Source organism: Pseudaeromonas paramecii (genome assembly GCF_039540575.1).
GTDB classification, from domain to species: Bacteria; Pseudomonadota; Gammaproteobacteria; order Enterobacterales; family Aeromonadaceae; genus Pseudaeromonas; species Pseudaeromonas paramecii.
In genome coordinates, this window is the sequence record NZ_BAABFC010000012.1 from 18,132 (window position 1) to 34,935 (window position 16,804).

At 61.5% G+C, this 16,804-nt stretch carries 19 protein-coding genes; 6 read left to right on the forward strand and 13 right to left on the reverse strand.

Going from position 1 to position 16,804, the window contains the following annotated elements; all coding sequences use genetic code 11:
* Positions 1 to 37: 37 nt before the first annotated feature.
* The 3 genes from degS to ABD847_RS08690 all read right to left on the reverse strand — a co-directional run bounded on the left by degS (position 38) and on the right by ABD847_RS08690 (position 3,075).
* Positions 38 to 1,192, reverse strand: a complete 1,155-nt coding sequence (gene degS / locus ABD847_RS08680) for an outer membrane-stress sensor serine endopeptidase DegS (RefSeq protein ID WP_345012044.1) — start codon at positions 1,190 to 1,192, stop codon at positions 38 to 40.
* Positions 1,193 to 1,249: 57 nt separating this feature from the next.
* On the reverse strand, positions 1,250 to 2,614 hold the full coding sequence (locus tag ABD847_RS08685; protein WP_345012046.1) for a DegQ family serine endoprotease: 1,365 nt from the start codon (positions 2,612 to 2,614) through the stop codon (positions 1,250 to 1,252).
* Positions 2,615 to 2,688: 74 nt separating this feature from the next.
* A complete protein-coding gene (locus ABD847_RS08690; protein WP_345012048.1) occupies positions 2,689 to 3,075 on the reverse strand; it encodes a Z-ring associated ZapG family protein in 387 nt (128 codons plus the stop codon).
* A gap of 458 nt (positions 3,076 to 3,533) precedes the next feature.
* On the opposite strand from ABD847_RS08690, the gene rplM reads away from it, so the two are divergent.
* The 4 genes from rplM (at position 3,534) to ABD847_RS08710 (ending at position 5,743) form a co-directional block, all read left to right on the forward strand.
* A complete protein-coding gene (gene rplM / locus ABD847_RS08695) occupies positions 3,534 to 3,962 on the forward strand; it encodes a 50S ribosomal protein L13 (RefSeq protein WP_345012050.1) in 429 nt (142 codons plus the stop codon).
* Positions 3,963 to 3,976: 14 nt separating this feature from the next.
* Positions 3,977 to 4,369: a 30S ribosomal protein S9 gene (gene rpsI, locus ABD847_RS08700; RefSeq protein ID WP_345012053.1), complete on the forward strand. Its 393-nt coding sequence runs from the start codon at positions 3,977 to 3,979 to the stop codon at positions 4,367 to 4,369.
* Positions 4,370 to 4,666: 297 nt separating this feature from the next.
* Entirely contained in the window at positions 4,667 to 5,299 is a 633-nt protein-coding gene (gene sspA, locus ABD847_RS08705) for a stringent starvation protein SspA (RefSeq protein ID WP_345012055.1), read from the forward strand.
* Between the two features lie 15 nt (positions 5,300 to 5,314).
* On the forward strand, positions 5,315 to 5,743 hold the full coding sequence (locus ABD847_RS08710) for a ClpXP protease specificity-enhancing factor (RefSeq protein ID WP_425568453.1): 429 nt from the start codon (positions 5,315 to 5,317) through the stop codon (positions 5,741 to 5,743).
* Positions 5,744 to 5,807: 64 nt separating this feature from the next.
* Here ABD847_RS08710 and ABD847_RS08715 read toward each other — a convergent pair whose 3' ends face one another.
* Positions 5,808 to 6,215, reverse strand: a complete 408-nt coding sequence (locus tag ABD847_RS08715) for a DoxX family protein (RefSeq protein WP_345012059.1) — start codon at positions 6,213 to 6,215, stop codon at positions 5,808 to 5,810.
* Positions 6,216 to 6,257: 42 nt separating this feature from the next.
* Complete coding sequence (locus tag ABD847_RS08720; RefSeq protein WP_345012062.1) at positions 6,258 to 7,037, reverse strand: dioxygenase family protein; 780 nt, start codon at positions 7,035 to 7,037, stop codon at positions 6,258 to 6,260.
* 113 nt (positions 7,038 to 7,150) lie between these two features.
* Between ABD847_RS08720 and ABD847_RS08725 the strand changes: the two genes are divergently transcribed.
* The gene (locus ABD847_RS08725; protein WP_345012064.1) at positions 7,151 to 8,047 is read left to right on the forward strand and encodes a LysR family transcriptional regulator; all 897 of its coding nucleotides are present in this window, start codon (positions 7,151 to 7,153) and stop codon (positions 8,045 to 8,047) included.
* Here the strand turns inward: ABD847_RS08725 and hemW are convergent.
* From hemW to ABD847_RS08765, 8 genes are all read right to left on the reverse strand, one after another.
* On the reverse strand, positions 8,044 to 9,189 hold the full coding sequence (gene hemW, locus ABD847_RS08730) for a radical SAM family heme chaperone HemW (protein ID WP_345012067.1): 1,146 nt from the start codon (positions 9,187 to 9,189) through the stop codon (positions 8,044 to 8,046). The genes ABD847_RS08725 and hemW overlap by 4 nt on opposite strands.
* Positions 9,189 to 9,785: an RdgB/HAM1 family non-canonical purine NTP pyrophosphatase gene (gene rdgB / locus ABD847_RS08735; RefSeq protein ID WP_345012069.1), complete on the reverse strand. Its 597-nt coding sequence runs from the start codon at positions 9,783 to 9,785 to the stop codon at positions 9,189 to 9,191. The genes hemW and rdgB overlap by 1 nt, the downstream gene beginning before the upstream one ends.
* Positions 9,786 to 9,858: 73 nt before the next feature.
* Positions 9,859 to 11,478, reverse strand: coding sequence for a hypothetical protein (locus ABD847_RS08740; RefSeq protein WP_345012071.1), 1,620 nt, complete (start codon positions 11,476 to 11,478; stop codon positions 9,859 to 9,861).
* A gap of 147 nt (positions 11,479 to 11,625) precedes the next feature.
* Positions 11,626 to 13,266 (reverse strand): hypothetical protein, encoded by a 1,641-nt coding sequence (locus tag ABD847_RS08745; protein WP_345012073.1) that lies wholly within the window; start codon positions 13,264 to 13,266, stop codon positions 11,626 to 11,628.
* An 84-nt stretch (positions 13,267 to 13,350) separates the two neighbouring features.
* Positions 13,351 to 13,641: a DUF167 family protein YggU gene (gene yggU / locus ABD847_RS08750; RefSeq protein WP_345012075.1), complete on the reverse strand. Its 291-nt coding sequence runs from the start codon at positions 13,639 to 13,641 to the stop codon at positions 13,351 to 13,353.
* Positions 13,641 to 14,192, reverse strand: a complete 552-nt coding sequence (locus ABD847_RS08755; RefSeq protein WP_345012077.1) for a YggT family protein — start codon at positions 14,190 to 14,192, stop codon at positions 13,641 to 13,643. Before ABD847_RS08755 ends, yggU begins: the two co-directional genes overlap by 1 nt.
* An 8-nt stretch (positions 14,193 to 14,200) precedes the next feature.
* The gene (gene proC, locus ABD847_RS08760; protein ID WP_345012079.1) at positions 14,201 to 15,025 is read right to left on the reverse strand and encodes a pyrroline-5-carboxylate reductase; all 825 of its coding nucleotides are present in this window, start codon (positions 15,023 to 15,025) and stop codon (positions 14,201 to 14,203) included.
* A complete protein-coding gene (locus tag ABD847_RS08765) occupies positions 15,026 to 15,733 on the reverse strand; it encodes a YggS family pyridoxal phosphate-dependent enzyme (RefSeq protein WP_345012081.1) in 708 nt (235 codons plus the stop codon).
* A gap of 36 nt (positions 15,734 to 15,769) precedes the next feature.
* Between ABD847_RS08765 and tapT the strand changes: the two genes are divergently transcribed.
* On the forward strand, positions 15,770 to 16,804 hold the full coding sequence (tapT, locus tag ABD847_RS08770; protein WP_345012083.1) for a type IVa pilus ATPase TapT: 1,035 nt from the start codon (positions 15,770 to 15,772) through the stop codon (positions 16,802 to 16,804).

A 16,804-nucleotide genomic window follows, 5' to 3' on the forward strand; every position in this document is an offset into this window, starting at 1 on the left:
TTTTGTGTTTGGCTCTCAAGCGCACGGCTCTATGGGGTTAGCTTTTTTCAGCGGCAGAGGCGGGACTCTCGCCCTCGCTGCCTTTCTGTCGCAGATGCTGGAAGCGCAAATCCTCTTCAATGGTGACCGGGATTTCCTGCCGTTTACCCTCCCGCAGCACGGTGAAGCGCACCACCTGACCGGGTTTGCTCTCGGCGATGCGATCCATCACGGAGCGCACCCCCTGCAGGGGTTGATCGTCGATCATCAGCAGCACATCGCCGCGCGCCAGGCCGGCCTTGGCGCCCGGGCCGTTGGGGTCCAGGTTTTCCACCACCAGGCCGCTGAGGTCACCCAGGTTAAGCAGCCGGGCGGTGACCGGATCCACCTCCACGGTGGAGACGCCCACATAGCCGCGTGAGACACGGCCGTTGGCGATGAGCTCGGTCATGATACGGCGAGCCAGCCGGTAGGGAATGGCGAAGCTGATGCCGTAACTCTCCTGATTGCTGCTGAGGTGATAGGCGGCTGTGTTGATCCCCACCAGTTCACCGCGGGTGTTGACCAGGGCGCCGCCCGAGTTGCCCGAGTTGATGGCCGCATCGGTTTGCAGCAGATCCTGACGCCCATTGCTGTCCGGCCCCATGGAGCTGAGGCCGTTGCGACCGGTGGCACTGATGATGCCCTGGGTGATGGTTTGGCCCACGTTGTAGGGATTACCTATGGCCAGCACCACGTCCCCCACCTCAGGGGTGCGCTTCTGATCCTGGGGGATGACGGGTAGGTTGTCGGCGCTGATGCTAAGCACCGCCAGATCGGTGGGCACATCCACCCCCACCAGATCGGCGGTGAGGATACGGCCATCCTGCAGCGCCACTATGATCTGGTCGGCGTCGGCGATCACATGGTAATTGGTGAGTATCTGCCCTTTGGCGGTCATGATGACGCCGGAGCCCAGGCTCTTGGGGCGCAATTCGGTGTCATTGCCATCCCGCAAGGAGCGCTGAAAGCTGCGGGTGTAAATATTCACCACCGCAGGTCCCGCCAGACGGACGGCGGCGGCATAGCTGATGGGCGGCGAATTGAGGATCTCGCTGCCGTAATCCCCCGATTGGTATCTGAGTTTGGGAAAGGCCAGCAACAGCAGACCGGCAACGGCTGCGCCCAGCAGTATGGCCTTAACGAAATAGGAGAGCAGGGAGGTCAACTTCATGGGTTGGCTTATCGACTCCAGGTAAAAAGCATGGCCGCTCGAGAGCGGCCATGGCGGTTAGCGCAGCACCAGATAGAGACTGGAATTATCGCGCTTGATGTTGATGGCCAGCAGCTTGTGCTTGCCCTTGAGGGCCTTGCGCAGATCGTCCAGGTTCTCGGTACGCACCCGGTTGACCCCCAGGATAAGATCCCCCTTGCGCAGGCCGGCGGCCGCGGCAGGTGAGTTCTCCGCTACCTCCTTCACCAGCACCCCAGCCGGTTTGCTGCCCGGTTCACTGTCGGTGAGGGTGGCGCCATCCAGCGCCGAGTGCAGCACGCTGGCCTTGGCCTCGGTGAGATCCGCCTGTTTGAGCGTCACTGTGACCGTCCTCTCTTTGCCGTCGCGGATCAGGCCCAGTTTGACCTGCTTGCCGGCGCCCATGGTGGCGATCTTGGCTCGCAGTTCACCAAAGGAACCCACAGGATTGCCGTCCAGGGAGACAATGATGTCACCCGCCTCAATGCCGGCCTCTTCGGCGGCAGAACCCGGCATTACCTGATTGACGAAGGCGCCCTTCTGCTTGTCGTAGCCGAAGGTCTTGGCCAGATCACTGGTCAGCTCGCCCCCTGAGATCCCCAGGATGGCCCGGCGGACTTCACCGTATTTGACCAGCTGCTCCATCAGGTTCTTCACCATGTTGGCGGGGATGGCAAAGCCGATGCCGATATTGCCACCGTTGGGTCCCAGAATGGCGGTATTGATGCCGATGAGTTCACCCTTGAGGTTCAGCAAGGCGCCACCGGAGTTGCCGGAGTTGATGGCAGCATCGGTCTGGATGAAGTTCTCCAGGTTTTCGATATTCAGACCGCTGCGCCCCAGGGCGCTGATGATGCCGGAGGTGACGGTCTGGCCCAGGCCGAAGGGATTGCCGATGGCGATGGCAAAGTCACCCACCTGCAGGGCGTCTGAGTTGGCCAAGGGAATGGCGGTCAGATCCTTGCCATCGATTTGCAGCAGGGCGATGTCGGACTGGCTGTCGTCCCCCACCAGTTTGGCCTTGAATTCCCGACCATCCTTGAGGGTGACCATGATGTCATCGGCCTCATCGATGACGTGATGGTTGGTGATCACATAGCCCTTGTCGGCATCGACAATCACCCCGGACCCCAGGGCCTGGAACGGGCGTTCCTGGACCTGCTCGTTGGGCATGTTGGGGCCGAAGAAGAAACGGAAGGGTTCAGGAATGGCTTGGCGGGTGACCTTTTTGCCGGAGACGGAAATGTTGACTACGCCAGGCGAGGCCTGGGCGACGATAGGGGCCAGGCTGGGCAGGGCTTGACCATCAACGGCTAACGGCAGGGCGGCCTGGACGGTGATGGGACTCAGTACCAGACCCAGGCTCAGGGCAAGGGCACATACAACAGGACGGGTTGAACGCATTACTCTCTGCTCCTAATACATGATAAGTGATTGTTCAATCACACTATTATGACAGCGGACAAATCAAATGGTTCCTAACCGGTTTTCTGCTGGTCCCTCAGCAATCCAGAGGGTTCGCCTGAATAATCAAGCGGCTGGACATCGGTTCCATATTCATCAACAGCACCAGTGGTGTCAATCTGCTCATGTTTGAAGCTGCCATTTTCCCCGCACAGTTTCTGGTTCTGCTCGGCCATGTATTGGTACAGGCGTTGATATTGCTCATCCAATTGTTCCAGCAGGGCCGCGGAGCCGGTGAAGTGGTCGCCCAGGTCGCGTTTGACCTGCTCCAGCTCCTTGCGGGACTTGTTGTAGGCGGACTGCAACTTGGCGGCATCGCCTGCCCGGGAGGTGAAGCGACCAATGATGAAGCCCACCACCAGGGCAACCAGAACGGAGAGGATCAGAGTGAATTCATTCATAACAACACCTTATGACTGACTGGCGTGAAACGTAAGCCGGCTCACTATAGCTTGTCGCTCCCGGTGGCGGTACTGCTTTTGCCGGTGAGCCCCTCAGGGAGCGGGCTGGATCACGGCATTCGGCGGTTGAGTCGACCCGGTTGGGCACGCTGCCTGCAGGAATGCCTTGCCAGCATGGGCATTTGTTCGTCAAAATACGCCGCTTGTCTGTGCCGGGGGCATCCGGCGTAACAGGCATGGGCCGGGCGGCTAGAAATTTCATGGGCAATGAAATTTCGAGGTGATTTCTTGGGCGACTTTACCTATAATCGCCCGGCCCACGTTACAGGCCGCCAATCTGGCGGTACTAGCATTTGAGACCTGCTTGTATTCGAAGGGATACGGGAGGACTTCGTTCATTGTGTGTGGGATGTCCCCATGCATGATTATTACTTCATAGGTAATATGGGTTTAGCTAAATGAAAACTTTCGTTGCCAAGCCAGAAACCGTCAAGCGTGACTGGTATGTTGTTGACGCCGATGGCAAGACTCTGGGTCGCCTCGCTACTGAAATTGCTAGCCGTCTGCGCGGTAAGCACAAGCCGGAATACACTCCGCACGTTGATACAGGTGATTACATCATCGTGATCAACGCCGAGAAGGTAGCCGTAACCGGTAACAAGGCTGCTGCCAAGATGTACCACGCTCACTCCGGTTTCCCCGGTGGCATCAAGTCTATCAGCTTCGAGAAGCTGATCGTCCGTAAGCCTGAGATGGTTATCGAAGCTGCCGTCAAGGGCATGCTGCCGAAGGGTCCGCTGGGTCGTGCCATGTTCCGTAAGCTGAAGGTTTACGCAGGTGCAGAGCACAACCACGCTGCTCAACAACCTCAAGTACTGGATATCTAAACGGGATTAGGCAAATGGCAGAAAATCAATACTACGGTACTGGCCGTCGCAAAAGCTCCACTGCTCGTGTGTTCGTCAAGCCCGGTAGCGGTAACATCGTGATCAACAAGCGTTCTCTGGAAGACTACTTCGGTCGTCCGACTGCCCGTATGGTAGTCCGTCAACCGCTGGAGCTGGTCGACCTGAGCGAGAAGCTGGACCTGTACATCACCGTCGTTGGCGGTGGTATCTCCGGTCAAGCTGGCGCTATCCGTCACGGTATCACCCGTGCTCTGATGCAATACGACGAGACCCTGCGCGGCACCCTGCGCAAGGCTGGCTTCGTTACTCGTGACGCTCGTCAAGTGGAACGTAAGAAGGTCGGTCTGCACAAGGCGCGTAAGCGTCCGCAGTACTCCAAGCGTTAATTCGCTTGCGACTCTGGTCGAGAAAACCCGGCAGCAATGCCGGGTTTTTTTTCGCCCCTGAGACGAATGCCGCGGGGGATGGGCTTTGTGCAGAAGAAAGTCACACAGGGCCTGCTCAAGTGGCCCAAGATCTGGTAGACTTTTTGGCCTGCTTTGCTGCCGAAACGTGTCGGCGTAAGTGCCGGGCCGGCTCGAAACTGGCTCTGCCCTCCACGACCTGGATAGGCGCGTAGATAATTTCCAATGGAGGCCAGGTGTCTTCATTGTTCTTGTTTTGATTGTGAATCGGAGGGGTCAATGGCTTTCGCTGCCAACAAACGTTCAATTATGACTCTGTTTTCTGGGGCCAATGACATGTTCAGTCATCAGGTACGCATCGTGCTGGCCGAGAAAGGGGTCAGTGTCGATATCGTGCAGGTGGATGTGAACAACCTGCCCGAGGAGTTGTTGGAGCTGAACCCCTACAACACGGTACCGACCTTGGTGGATCGCGATCTGGTGCTCTACACCTCCCGCATCATCATGGAGTACCTGGACGAGCGTTTCCCCCATCCTCCCCTGATGCCTGTGTATCCGGTGGCCCGTGGTAATAGCCGTCTGATGATGCACCGCATCGAGCTGGACTGGTACAGCCAGGTGGATCGCATCCTGGCCGATGGCGCCGATGCCGAAGCCGCGCGCAAGGAGCTGCGCGAGAGCCTGCTGGCCATCGCCCCCATTTTTGCCGAATATCCCTACTTCATGAGTGAGGAGTTCAGTCAGGTGGATTGCTATATGGCACCCTTGCTGTGGCGGTTGCCGCAACTGGGCATTGAGCTGACCGGCAAGGGGGCCAAGGAGCTCAAGGGCTACATGACCCGCCTGTTCGAGCGTGACTCCTTCCAGGCGTCCCTCACCGATGTTGAGCGTGAAGTACGCAACGGGTTCTAAGCCATGTCACAAGAGATGACACCCAGCCGGCCTTATCTGCTCAAGGCGTTTTTCGACTGGCTGCTGGATAACGAGATGACGCCACACCTGCTGGTCAATGCACGGGTACCCCATGTGAAGGTGCCCATGCAGTACGTGCAGGATGGGCAGATAGTGCTGAACATCTCGCCCAGTGCCGTGATGGCATTCACCATGGATATGGATGCGGTGAGCTTCAACGCCCGCTTCGGCGGCGTGCCCTTTCAGGTCTATATTCCCATGGCGGCGGTGCTGGCCATTCATGCCCGTGAGAACGGCGTGGGGACCTTCTTTCCGCCTGAGCCGGCCTACGAGGAGTGGCTCAAGGAAGAGGATACCATTCAGGCGACGGCGAGCGATTCGCCGGACGATGAGCCTGAACCACCGCGGCCCAGCGGCCGGCCCAGCCTGCGGGTGGTGAAGTAAGCGCATAAGCTGCTACGAATGAAAAAAGCCGAGCAAGTTGCTCGGCTTTTTTTATGGCCAGGGATCAGGCGTTTTTCTTGCTGCCCAGGCTGGGCCAGAGGGCATAGGGGCCATCACCCAGCAGGGCCAGCACCAGTTGCAGCACCGCCCACAGTGCCGGGAACTCCCAGCCGCCATTGGGGCTGGAGAACACCCAGCCATTGCCGCTGTGTACCACCAGGGCCCCCAGGATCACCGGCAACTGCAGCAGGGCCACCCAGCGCACCTGCACCCCCAGGATCAGCAGCAGACCGCCGCCGGCCTCCGCCGCCATGGTCAACCAGGCGAAGATCGGCGGTATGCCAAGGGAGGCAAAGTAGCCGACGGTGCCGGCGGGGGTGAAGACAAAGAGCTTCATCAGGCCGTGGGCCAGAAACAGGATGCCCAGGCTGACGCGCAGCAGCAGAGTAGCGATCGCAACTTTATTGTTCATGATAGATATCTCCATGGTGGTTTCTCGGTCGTATTGCTTGGCCTAGCGGCCGGTTTCGCTGGTGCCAAGCTGCACCGAGCGGTGGGAAAAAGAGCCAAATTCAAAGCCATTCACCGGGAAGCTCAGGGCATCGTCCGGGTGGCTCGCGCCCAGGGTGACAAACAGGGGCAAGAGGTGATCCGGGGTCGGCACCGACTCCCGGGCGCCAGGCGCCTGAGCCCAGCGAGTAAGCCCGTCCCAGTCCCGCGCCACCAGGCGCTCCTCGATCCATTGATCAAATGCCTGGGCCCAGGGGGCTACCACCCCCTCCGGTGTCCACTGCCGCAGGTTGTGGGTGATGAGGCCACTGCCGATGATGAGGACGCCCTCGTCACGCAGCGGCGCCAGTAGCTCACCCAGAGCCAGCAGCTGACCGGCATCATGACTGGGCAGGGAGATCTGCAGCAGCGGTATGTCCGCCTCCGGGTAGAGCCCCAGCAGGGGGATCCAGACGCCGTGATCCCAGCCCCGTTCCGGTCGTTCGCCAAACTCCCAACCCTGTTGCGTCAGCAGGGCTTTGACCCGAGAGGCCAAGGCGGGGGCGCCGGGGGCTGGGTATTGCAGGCGATAATAGGACTCGGGGAAGCCATAGAAGTCATACACCAGCGGCTGGGTTTGCGTCGCCCCCAGCATCAGGGGCCGGGTCTCCCAGTGGGCGGAGATCACCAGCAGCGCCTTGGGGCGCGGCAACGCCTGTCCCCAGGCTTGCCATTGAGTGAAACGCTCCGGGTGTTCCAGGGTGAGCGGGCTACCGTGGCCGATAAAAATCACTGGCATGCGCATGGTCATGACTCCTCATTCTGCTTGGCCCCAGGGGCCGATGAGGAGATGATATGGTTTCCATAAATTCCGGGAAGACCGTAAAAATGGCACACAAAGTTGATGATTTGGAAACCATGAACGGTTCACTGACCGATGTGCGGGCCTTCTGCCGGGTGGTGGAGCTGGGCACACTGTCTGCGGCGGCGCGGGTGCTGGGGGAAACCAAGGGCAGCATCAGTCGGCGGCTACGACGGCTGGAGAGCAGCCTGGGGCTCACCCTGCTGGCCCGGCACCCACGTTCGGTGACCGTCACCGGCGAGGGACAGCTGTTCTACGGCAAGGCGCGGGAGGGGCTGCTGCTGCTGGAGGAGGGGGCTGAGCTGGCGCGCGCCACCCGCAGTGAACCGCGCGGGGTGCTGCGCATCACGGCACCGCTGGATTTGGGCCAGGAGTGGCTGCCGCCCATCATAGTGGACTTTGCCCGCCAGTATCCGCAGATCCGGGTGGAGTTGCTGCTGAGCGATCAGCGGCTGGATCTGGCCAGTCATCAGATCGATGTGGCGCTGCGGGCCACCGAGGGCGGCTTGCCGGACATGGGTTACAGTGCGCGGGCCCTAACTCCCTTGACCATGGGTTGGTTCGCCGCTCCTGACTATCTGGCTCAGGCGCCGGCCCCACAGTGCCCGGAGGATCTGCACGGCCATGCCCTGATCCTGGCAGGGCAGGGCAGTCAGGGGTGTCGAGTGCGCCTGCGTCAGGGGGCAATGGAAGAGCAACTCACCTTCTGGCCACGACTGCAGACCCTGGATTATGCCAGCGTCTTGCGCTTGGCGCTGTGCGGAGGCGGTCTGGGATTCATGCCGTCCCTGGTGGCGGCGCAGGCCGTGAGTCGGGGCCAATTACAGCCTGTGCTGACGGCCTGGCAGGCACCGGCCGCCGAGTTGTATCTCATTACCCAAAGCGGCTTGCGGGCGCCAGGCCGGGTGCAGGCGTTCAAGGAGTTCCTGCTGGCGGCCCTGGCGGTGGACTAGTCGTCCATCAGACCCGCCAGCAAGCGGTTAAGGTAGCGATGTCCCAGCTCGGTCACCTGCCAGTGGCTGGGGGTTTCGTTGAGCAGTGCCAGCCTTAAACCATCGGCCAGCCGTGTTGTCACCGAGTCGGCGGCCAGGGCGGTACGGGCGGCGAATTCGGCCTTGGGGACCGGCTCAAACAAGCGAAAGCGATTCATGAAGTACTCGAACGGCCGCTCGTCATGACTCACCTCCCAGCGTTGATCCAGTGCCGCACGGCCGGGCTCCAGGTACCCCTTGGGATGCTTGACCTTGACGGTACGGCAGATGACGTCTTGCTCCGGCAGGCTGATCTTGCCGTGGGCCCCGCAGCCAATCCCCAGGTAGTCGCCAAAGCGCCAGTAGTTGAGGTTATGCCGGCACTCGAAGCCGGGTTTGGCGTAGGCGGAGATCTCGTACTGGCGATAGCCGGCGGCCAGCAGTAGCGCATGACCCTGTTCCTGGATCTCCCACAGCAGCTCATCCTCCGGCAACACCGGCGGCTTGGAGCCGAAGGCGGTGTTGGGCTCTATGGTGAGCTGGTACCAGGACAGGTGGGGCGGAGCCAGGGCGATGGCCTGTCGTAGATCGGCCAGCGCCGCGGCGACGTCCTGCTGTGGCAGGCCATGCATCAGATCCAGGTTGAAACTGCGCAACCCCGCCTGGGCGGCCTGGTGGGCGGCGGCGATGGCCTCGTCCGGACCGTGGATCCGTCCCAGACGCTGCAGCTGTTCGGGCGCGAAGCTCTGTACCCCTATGCTGATCCGGTTGACGCCGGCGGCCACATAGCCGGGGAACCGGCCGGCCTCCACTGTGCCGGGATTGGCCTCCAGGGTGATCTCTATGTCTGGTGCAAAGGGGATACGCTGGCGTATTCCCGCCAGCAGCTGAGCCACGCTGGCCGGGCTGAACAGACTGGGAGTACCACCGCCGATGAAGATGCTGGCAAGGGCTCTGCCTTGTACCAGCGGGAGGTCAGCCTCCAGATCCCGCAACAGGGCCGCGACGTATTCGGTCTCCGGCAGCCCCTGGCGCAAGGCATGGGAGTTGAAGTCGCAGTAGGGGCACTTCTGTACGCACCAGGGGATATGCACGTACAGCGACAGGGGCGGCAGGCTCAGCATCAATCCGGCTCGTTCAGCTTGTTCAGCAGCTGTTGCAGGGCCTGGCCTCGGTGGCTCAGCCGGTTCTTTTCGGCCGGATCCAGCTCGGCGGCGGTGCAGCCGGACTCGGGAACGAAGAAGATGGGGTCATAGCCAAAGCCGTTCTCGCCGATGGCTTCCAGGCCGATGATGCCTTCCCAGCTGGCCTGACAGATGAGGGGGGTGGGATCGTCGGCATGGCGCATGTAAACCAGTACACACCAGTAGCGGGCGCTGCGCAGCACCAGGGGTACCCCTTCGAGATCTTCCAGCAGCTTTTCCAGATTATCCTGATCCGAGGCCTCGTCGCCCGCGTAGCGGGCGGAGTAGACGCCCGGGCGGCCCAACAGGGCGTCGACTTCCAGACCGGAATCATCGGCAATGGCAGGCAGGCCGGTCACCCGCGCCGCGTGCCGGGCCTTGATGATGGCATTTTCCACGAAGGTGGTGCCGGTCTCGGGGACGCTCTCCACCTGAAATTGACTCTGTGGCAGCACCGCATATCCCAGGTCGCCCAGCAGGGCATTGAGCTCTTCGACCTTCTTCTTATTGCCGGTTGCCAGCACCAGTTGTGACATCGCTTCCTCTCCCTCATTTGGATGGCCGCCATGATAGCGGCAGGGCGAGGCAGGGGCCAGCCTAGATCCAGCCTCAGGCCGAGGCTTTTTGTCGGCGTAATGTCATCTGTTGGCTCAGCTGATGCAGGGCGCGGGCTTTGCTGATGCTGTAGCGTTGCCGCTGCTGGGGACTGAGATCGCTGGCGGCCCCCAGGATACGCAGCAGTTGGGCCAGCAGCTGCTTGAACGGGTGGTAGTGTGGCCGGCTGGGCCACACCAGGGTCAGCAGCTCCAGGGCGATGAGGGTGTCTTTGGTTTGGGCACCGAAGCCCCGCAACAACTGGTTGGCCAGCTGTAAGGCATGCAGGAAGTCCCGTTGCTCTATGGCCTGCTGGCGGGCCTCCCGCAGGTCGAGCAGGGTCTGCTGGCGCATCAGCCGCCAAGCGCGGAACTGTTCCAGTAACAGCCCATGGAGTCGGGTCTGCAGCACATCCTCCCGTCGCTGCCGGGCCAGCTCCAGCTGTCGTTCCAGGGCGTTGAGATAATAGTCTCCCCGATCGGTGAGGCCGCTGAGTTCCGCCACCGAGGCACCGAACAGCAAGGTGGTGGCGGGCAGGGCCTCATCAATCACCAGGGGTTCCACCAGATCCCGTGCCAGTTGGTAGTCCTGCCGGTAACAGGCTTGCTGGGCCTGAGCCAGAAAGCGGGCGTGTCTGCAGTGGGCCGGTCCCAGGGCAGCGGCCAGTTGCCGCCAGTGATTGAGCAGCTGGCGACGGACTGGGGTGGCGGGCATTCCCAGCCAGTTCTGGGCCATGCTGGCCAGCTGCCATTGGCGGAACTCATGTTCCAGGTTCAGGGCGACCAACTGGCGATACGGGGGCGGGCCGTCGGCTGGCATGGGTTGGTTTTGCAGCAGGGCCAGCTGGCGCGAGACTGTCTGCCAGCGAGCCTGCTGGGGCTCCAGCTGTTGCAGCCCGAGCATGTTCTGGCTGGCTTGCAGCAGGTTACGGCCGCACAGACTGACCAACAGCTGCAAGGCGAGCCGCGCTTGTGGCGGCAGATGCTGCTGTTGGGCCAGCAGACGGGCGGCAGCTTCAGGCTTGTCCTGCCAGAGGAGTGTGGTGATGAGGCCGGTCTTGGCCCACACCTCTGCCTGCTCCATCAAGCAGAGGCCATAGAACTGGGCGGCCTCGGCGAGACGATCCGTCTGCAGCAACAGGCAGCCCTTGAGCCGCTCCAGCTCCCGGGTCTCCTTGGGCAGCAGGAACATCAGATCCTCACACAGACCGCAGGCGGCGGCGGGGTTGCCTTCGGCATAGGCGCGGCGTAAGGCGCCTTGTTGCCGCAGCCAGCAGATGAGATTGCCAAGCCGGTCAACGAGCGCATCCGTGCTGGTGGTGGTCGCCAGGCGTACCGTCAGATTGAGATCCATCTGGCCCACCATGGCCTGGGTGCCGGCGGGGGCATCCAGCAGCACCAGCAGGGTGAAGGGGGGCAGCATCCGACTGGCCTTGAGCTCCTGCAGCAGTTGCTCGCCGGTACTGCCCTGGCAGATCAGCATGGCCAGCGATGACCACTCAGGCTGGCTCAGCAGCAGGCTGGCTTGGCTGAAGCATTGCAGGTGGACCCCCATTCCCAATCTGCCTAGGCTCAGCTCCACCTGGTGGGTCAGGCTGGGATTGTCGGCAATCAGCCAAACGAGCGGCTGCTCCATGAGGGGCTCCAAAAGGTGGGTTCTCTATTTATGGTGCACCAGAAGCGTTGCGGCCGCCCAGCCAGGGAGGCCTGCTAGATATGACAGGGCGAATTTCTTTCCCCTGAGCTAAGGCCTACGGGCGTCGATGGACCTCTCAAGCCCCAACTAGGTGGAGGCCTGTTGCTGGCGCAGCGCCATCTGGTGCTGTCGTTGTTGCATGGCGCGGGCTCTGATGAGATTGAAACGCCGTTGCTGCTGCAGGGTCATGTCGGGACAGTTGTCTAAAATTTTCAGCAAGTTGCCCAGCAGCCGGTTGAACTGGTTGCTGACTGGCTTGCTGGGCCAGACTCGAGTCAGGAGCTCCAGTGCGATCAGGCTGTCCTGGGGCTGGGCGCCAAAGTCCCGCACCAGCTGAGTGGATAGCTGCAGGGCATGAAAGAAGTCATGCCCTGCAATGGCATGCTGGCGGCTTTGACGTAGGGTTTGCTGGAGAATTTTTCGATTGGACAAGCAGTGGCGGGCCTGCTGCAACAGCAGGGTTGTGAGCTGGTATTCCAAGATGTCTTGGTGGGCATTGCGCTGGTGGAGGAGTTGGTGTGTCAGGGAATTAAGGTAGTGATCCGCCAGCCTGGTGAGCCCGACCAGCTCTGCTACCGAGGCACCAAACAGCAGGCTGGTGGCCGGCTGTTCCTCATCCATCCTCAGCGGTTCAAGCCGCTCGCGGGCCAAGCGATAATCCAACTGGTAGCAGGCTTGCTGCGCTAGAGCCAGTTGCTGGCTCAGCGGGCAGTGGGAGGGGCCGAGGCGGCTGGCCAGCTGCCGCCACTGGTTCAGCAGGTTGCGGCGGGCGGCGGCCGAGGGTAATCCTTGCCAGTTCTGGCCGATGCTGGCCAGTTGCCACAGTCTCAACTGGAAATCGGTATTGAGCGGGCTCAACAGCCGATAGGGCGTGGTGAGCGCCAGGTCGGGGGGCTGGCTCAGTATCAGGCGTAGTTGTTGGCCGATCAGGGGATAGTCGAGACTGTCGGTATCCTGTTGCTGCAGCGCCTGCAGTGTTTGCTGGGCATCCAGCAACTCCTGTCTGACCAGATCAACCAACAGCTGCAGGCGGCGGTTTTCTTCCGTCTGTGGGTGCTTCTGCTGGGCGCAAAAGCGTCGGGCCGCCTCTAGCTTGCCTTGCCACAGCAGGCTGATGAGCAGACCGGCCTTGGCCCACCCCTCGCCTTGCTCCATGATGCACAGACTGAAGTACTGCGCGGCTTCGCTCAGCATCCCCCCTCGCAGCATGACTTCTCCCTTGAGGGGCTCCAGGACGTCAGCGTCCTGCTCCAGTTGGAGCATCAGATCCTCGCACTGACCACACAGGGTGGCATACTGGCCATCCCGGTAGCTTTGTCTGAGTTGGGCTTGTTGCTCTAGCAGGTGAACCAGGCTCTCCAGGCGTCTAGCCAGGGAGTCCTGCGATAACGGAAGGGACAGCGAGAACGGCAGGCTTAACGGAGGCCGTTCTGCCGGCAGCACTTTTGAGTGTGGATGGGCTTCCAGCTGCAGCAACAGGGTAAAGGGGGGCAACCGTTGGCTGTGGGCCAGTTCTTGAAACAGGCGGCGGCCAAGAGTGCCATCAGGCTGATCATCTCGCCAGATGATGAGCGCAACCTCATCCCAACCTGGCTGCTCCAGCAAGTGTTTGGGGTGTTCGAAGCACATGAGTCGCTGAGTGCCGATGCCCTGCTCCGACAGTTGCTGTCGAAACAGGCTGCGGTGGAGCCGGCTGTCGTCTATCAGCCAGATCAGTGGCTCAACCATGTCACTCTCCCGGTTTTTCCTAATCCACACAGTAGGGTGTATCAGGAAAACCGGCGGAGAGGGTAACTGGCATAAGTGACAGGTTTAGTTGAGCAGTTGGGCTATCGGCTCGGGGATCTGCCGTGGTGTGTCTATGGCCAGCAGCTTATGGCGGCCTAGCTCGCCCTTGAGCAGACTGACCTGGCCCTTGGCCACCTTGAACTGCTTGGCCAAAAACTTGATGAGATGGGCGTTGGCCTGGCCATCCACCGGCGGTGCCGTGATGGCCAGCTTGAGTTCGTCGCCGTGCAGCCCCTGGAACTGATCCCGGCTGGCCTTGGGCTGGATGAGCAGCGCCAGCAGCAGCTGCTCTCCCTCCCAGCGCACGGCGCTCATCAGAGCATGCTCCAGAGGCTGGGGAACAGATCCAGGAACAGGTAGTTCAGCGCCTGCAGGGCGATAAACAGCACCAGCACCGACAGATCCAGACCGCCGATGGCAGGGATCACCCTGCGGATGGGGGACAGCAGGGGCTCGGTGAGCTGATACAGTACCAGCTCGAACGGGCTGCGGCCCTGGCTGACCCAGCTGAGAATGGCCCGGGCCACCAGCAGCCAGAACAGCAGGGAGCCGGCCTGTTTGAGCACCAGCAGCAGGCTCACCAGCAACAGACCCAGCCATTGACCGTGGATCATGCCCAATGCCAGGAACAGCAGGTATTTGCCCAGGGCCACGGCATAGGCCAGCAGCACGGCGGCCAAATCCAGTCCGCCCAGGCTGGGAATGAGGCGGCGCAAGGGGCCCAGGATGGGATGGGTGCAGCGCACCACGAACTGGCTCAGGGGGTTGTAGAAGTCGGCACGGGCCCACTGCAACCAGATGCGCAGTATCACCACCATCAGGTAGAGGTTGAACAGGGTATCGAGAATAAAATAAAGGCTCTGCATGGGGATCCTTAGAACAGTTGTTCCATCTCTTCGGCCCGCACTATGGCCGCCTGCATGGCACGGCTCACCAGCTCGTCCAGCTTGCCTTCCTCAAAGGTGCGCACCGCTTCGGCGGTGGTACCGCCCTTGGAGGTGACCTGCTCCCGTAGGGTGACCAGGCTGGTGGCCGGATTGTCGATGACCATCTGGGCGGCGCCCAGGGCGGTCTGCTGCACCAGCAGGCGGGCATCGGCCTCGCTAAAGCCCAGGCGAACCGCTTCTTCGGCCATGTGCTGCATGAACAGGAAGAAATAGGCCGGTGCCGAGCCGGAGGCGGCGATCACGGCATTGATGTCCGCTTCGCTCGGTACCCAGACGGTCTTGCCCACCGCCTGCAGCATGGCCTCGGCGAAGGCGCGATCGCTATCGCTCACCTCGCCCGGGGCGTACAGGCCCGTCATGCCCAGGCCGATGAGGGCCGGGGTGTTGGGCATGCAGCGCACTATCTTGCGGTGGCCGCCGAGCAGCTGGCTCAGGCGCGCCACCTTGATGCCGGCGGCGATGGAGACCACCAGACGATCTTCCAGGCTGCCCAGCTCGGCGGTGAGCTGTTCCAGCATCTGGGCCATGTATTGCGGCTTGACCGCCAGGACGATGACCTGGGCGGCGCGGGCCGCGGCGGTATTGTCCGTGGTGACCTGGATGCCGAACTCCCCGGCCAGTTGGGCTAGCTTCTGGGCATCCGGATCCGTGGCGTGGATCAGGGATCCGGGAAACTGAGCCGCCCGCAGGCCGGCGATGAGACTGCGCGCCATGTTGCCGGCGCCGAGAAAGGCGATATGACGTTGTTCCATTTAGTCCTGCTTGTAGTCTCTGGCTCCGAAGAGGGCGGTGCCGACGCGCACGAGCGTGCTGCCGCAGGCGATGGCCGTCTCCAGATCGTTGGTCATGCCCATGGACAGGGTGTCCATGGAGGGATAATCGGCCTGTAGCTGGGTAAACAGCCGGGCCAGGGCGGCAAACTGCATCTGCAGTCTGGCCTGATCCTCTGTGTCTTCCGGTATGCCCATCAGTCCGCGCAGCCGCAGCATGGGGAGCCGACTGACTTCTGCAGCCAGTTCAAAAACTTCGGCTTCGGTCGTACCGGATTTGTTGCTTTCTCCGCTAATATTCACCTGCAGGCAGACGTTCAGCGGCCCCATGTGATGGGGGCGCTGCTCGTTGAGCCGTTGGGCAATCTTGAGGCGTTCCACGCTCTGCACCCAGGCAAAATGCTCCGCCACCAGGCGGGTCTTGTTGGATTGCAGCGGGCCGATGAAGTGCCATTCGATCTGCTCGAAGCCGGGGATCTGGCGCAGTTCCTGCACCTTTTGCACCGCTTCTTGCACATAGTTTTCACCAAATTGCCGCTGCCCCGCCTGGTAGGCTTCCATGATGGCGGTCAGCGGCTTGGTTTTACTTACCGCCAGCAGTGCCACCGCCGACTCGGGGCGATCGGCCTGCCGAGCCGCCTGGCGGATGCGGGCCTGAACCGTCTGCAGTTGCTGGGAAATCGAATTCATAGCGTCGTAAGTTGTTGATGAAGGAATGGGTTTCACATGGATATCACAGAATTACTGGCCTTTAGTGTAAAGCATAAAGCCTCGGATCTACACCTCTCCGCCGGCGTGCCTCCCATGATCCGGGTGGATGGCGATGTCCGCAAGATCAACCTGCCGCCGCTGGAGCACCGTCAGGTGCACACATTGGTGTACGACATCATGAATGACCACCAGCGCAAGGAGCTGGAAGAGAACCTGGAGGTGGACTTCTCCTTCGAGGTGCCCAACCTGGCCCGTTTCCGGGTGAACGCCTTTCACCAGAGCCGTGGGGTGGCGGCGGTGTTCCGGACCATCCCCAGCAAGGTGCTGACCTTGGAAGACCTCAACGCGCCGGAGATCTTTCGCAAGATCTGCGAATACCCCCGGGGACTGGTGCTGGTGACCGGGCCCACCGGCTCCGGTAAGTCCACCACCTTGGCCGGCATGATCAACTACATCAACGAAGGCTTCCATCACCATATCCTCACCATTGAGGACCCCATCGAATTCGTGCACGAGAACAAGCTGTGCCTGGTCAACCAGCGGGAAGTGCACCGGGATACCCTGGGTTTCAGCGCCGCCCTGCGCTCGGCCCTGCGGGAAGACCCGGACATCATACTGGTGGGGGAAATGCGGGATCTGGAAACCATACGTCTGGCCCTCACGGCGGCGGAAACCGGTCACCTGGTGTTCGGCACCCTGCACACCAGCTCGGCGGCCAAGACCATAGACCGTATCATCGACGTGTTCCCCGGCGCCGAGAAGGACATGGTGCGCTCCATGTTGTCCGAATCCCTGCGGGCGGTCATCTCCCAGACCCTGCTGAAGAAGACCGGCGGCGGCCGGGTGGCGGCTCACGAGATCATGATTGGCATCCCCGCCATCCGAAACCTGATCCGCGAAGACAAGATTGCCCAGATGTACTCCGTCATCCAGACCGGGATGATGCACGGCATGCAGACCATGGATCAGTGCCTCAAGCAGCTGGTGGCGCGGGGTATCGTCAACGTGGCGGATGCCAAGGCCAAGGCCGTGGATCCCAACAGCATCTAA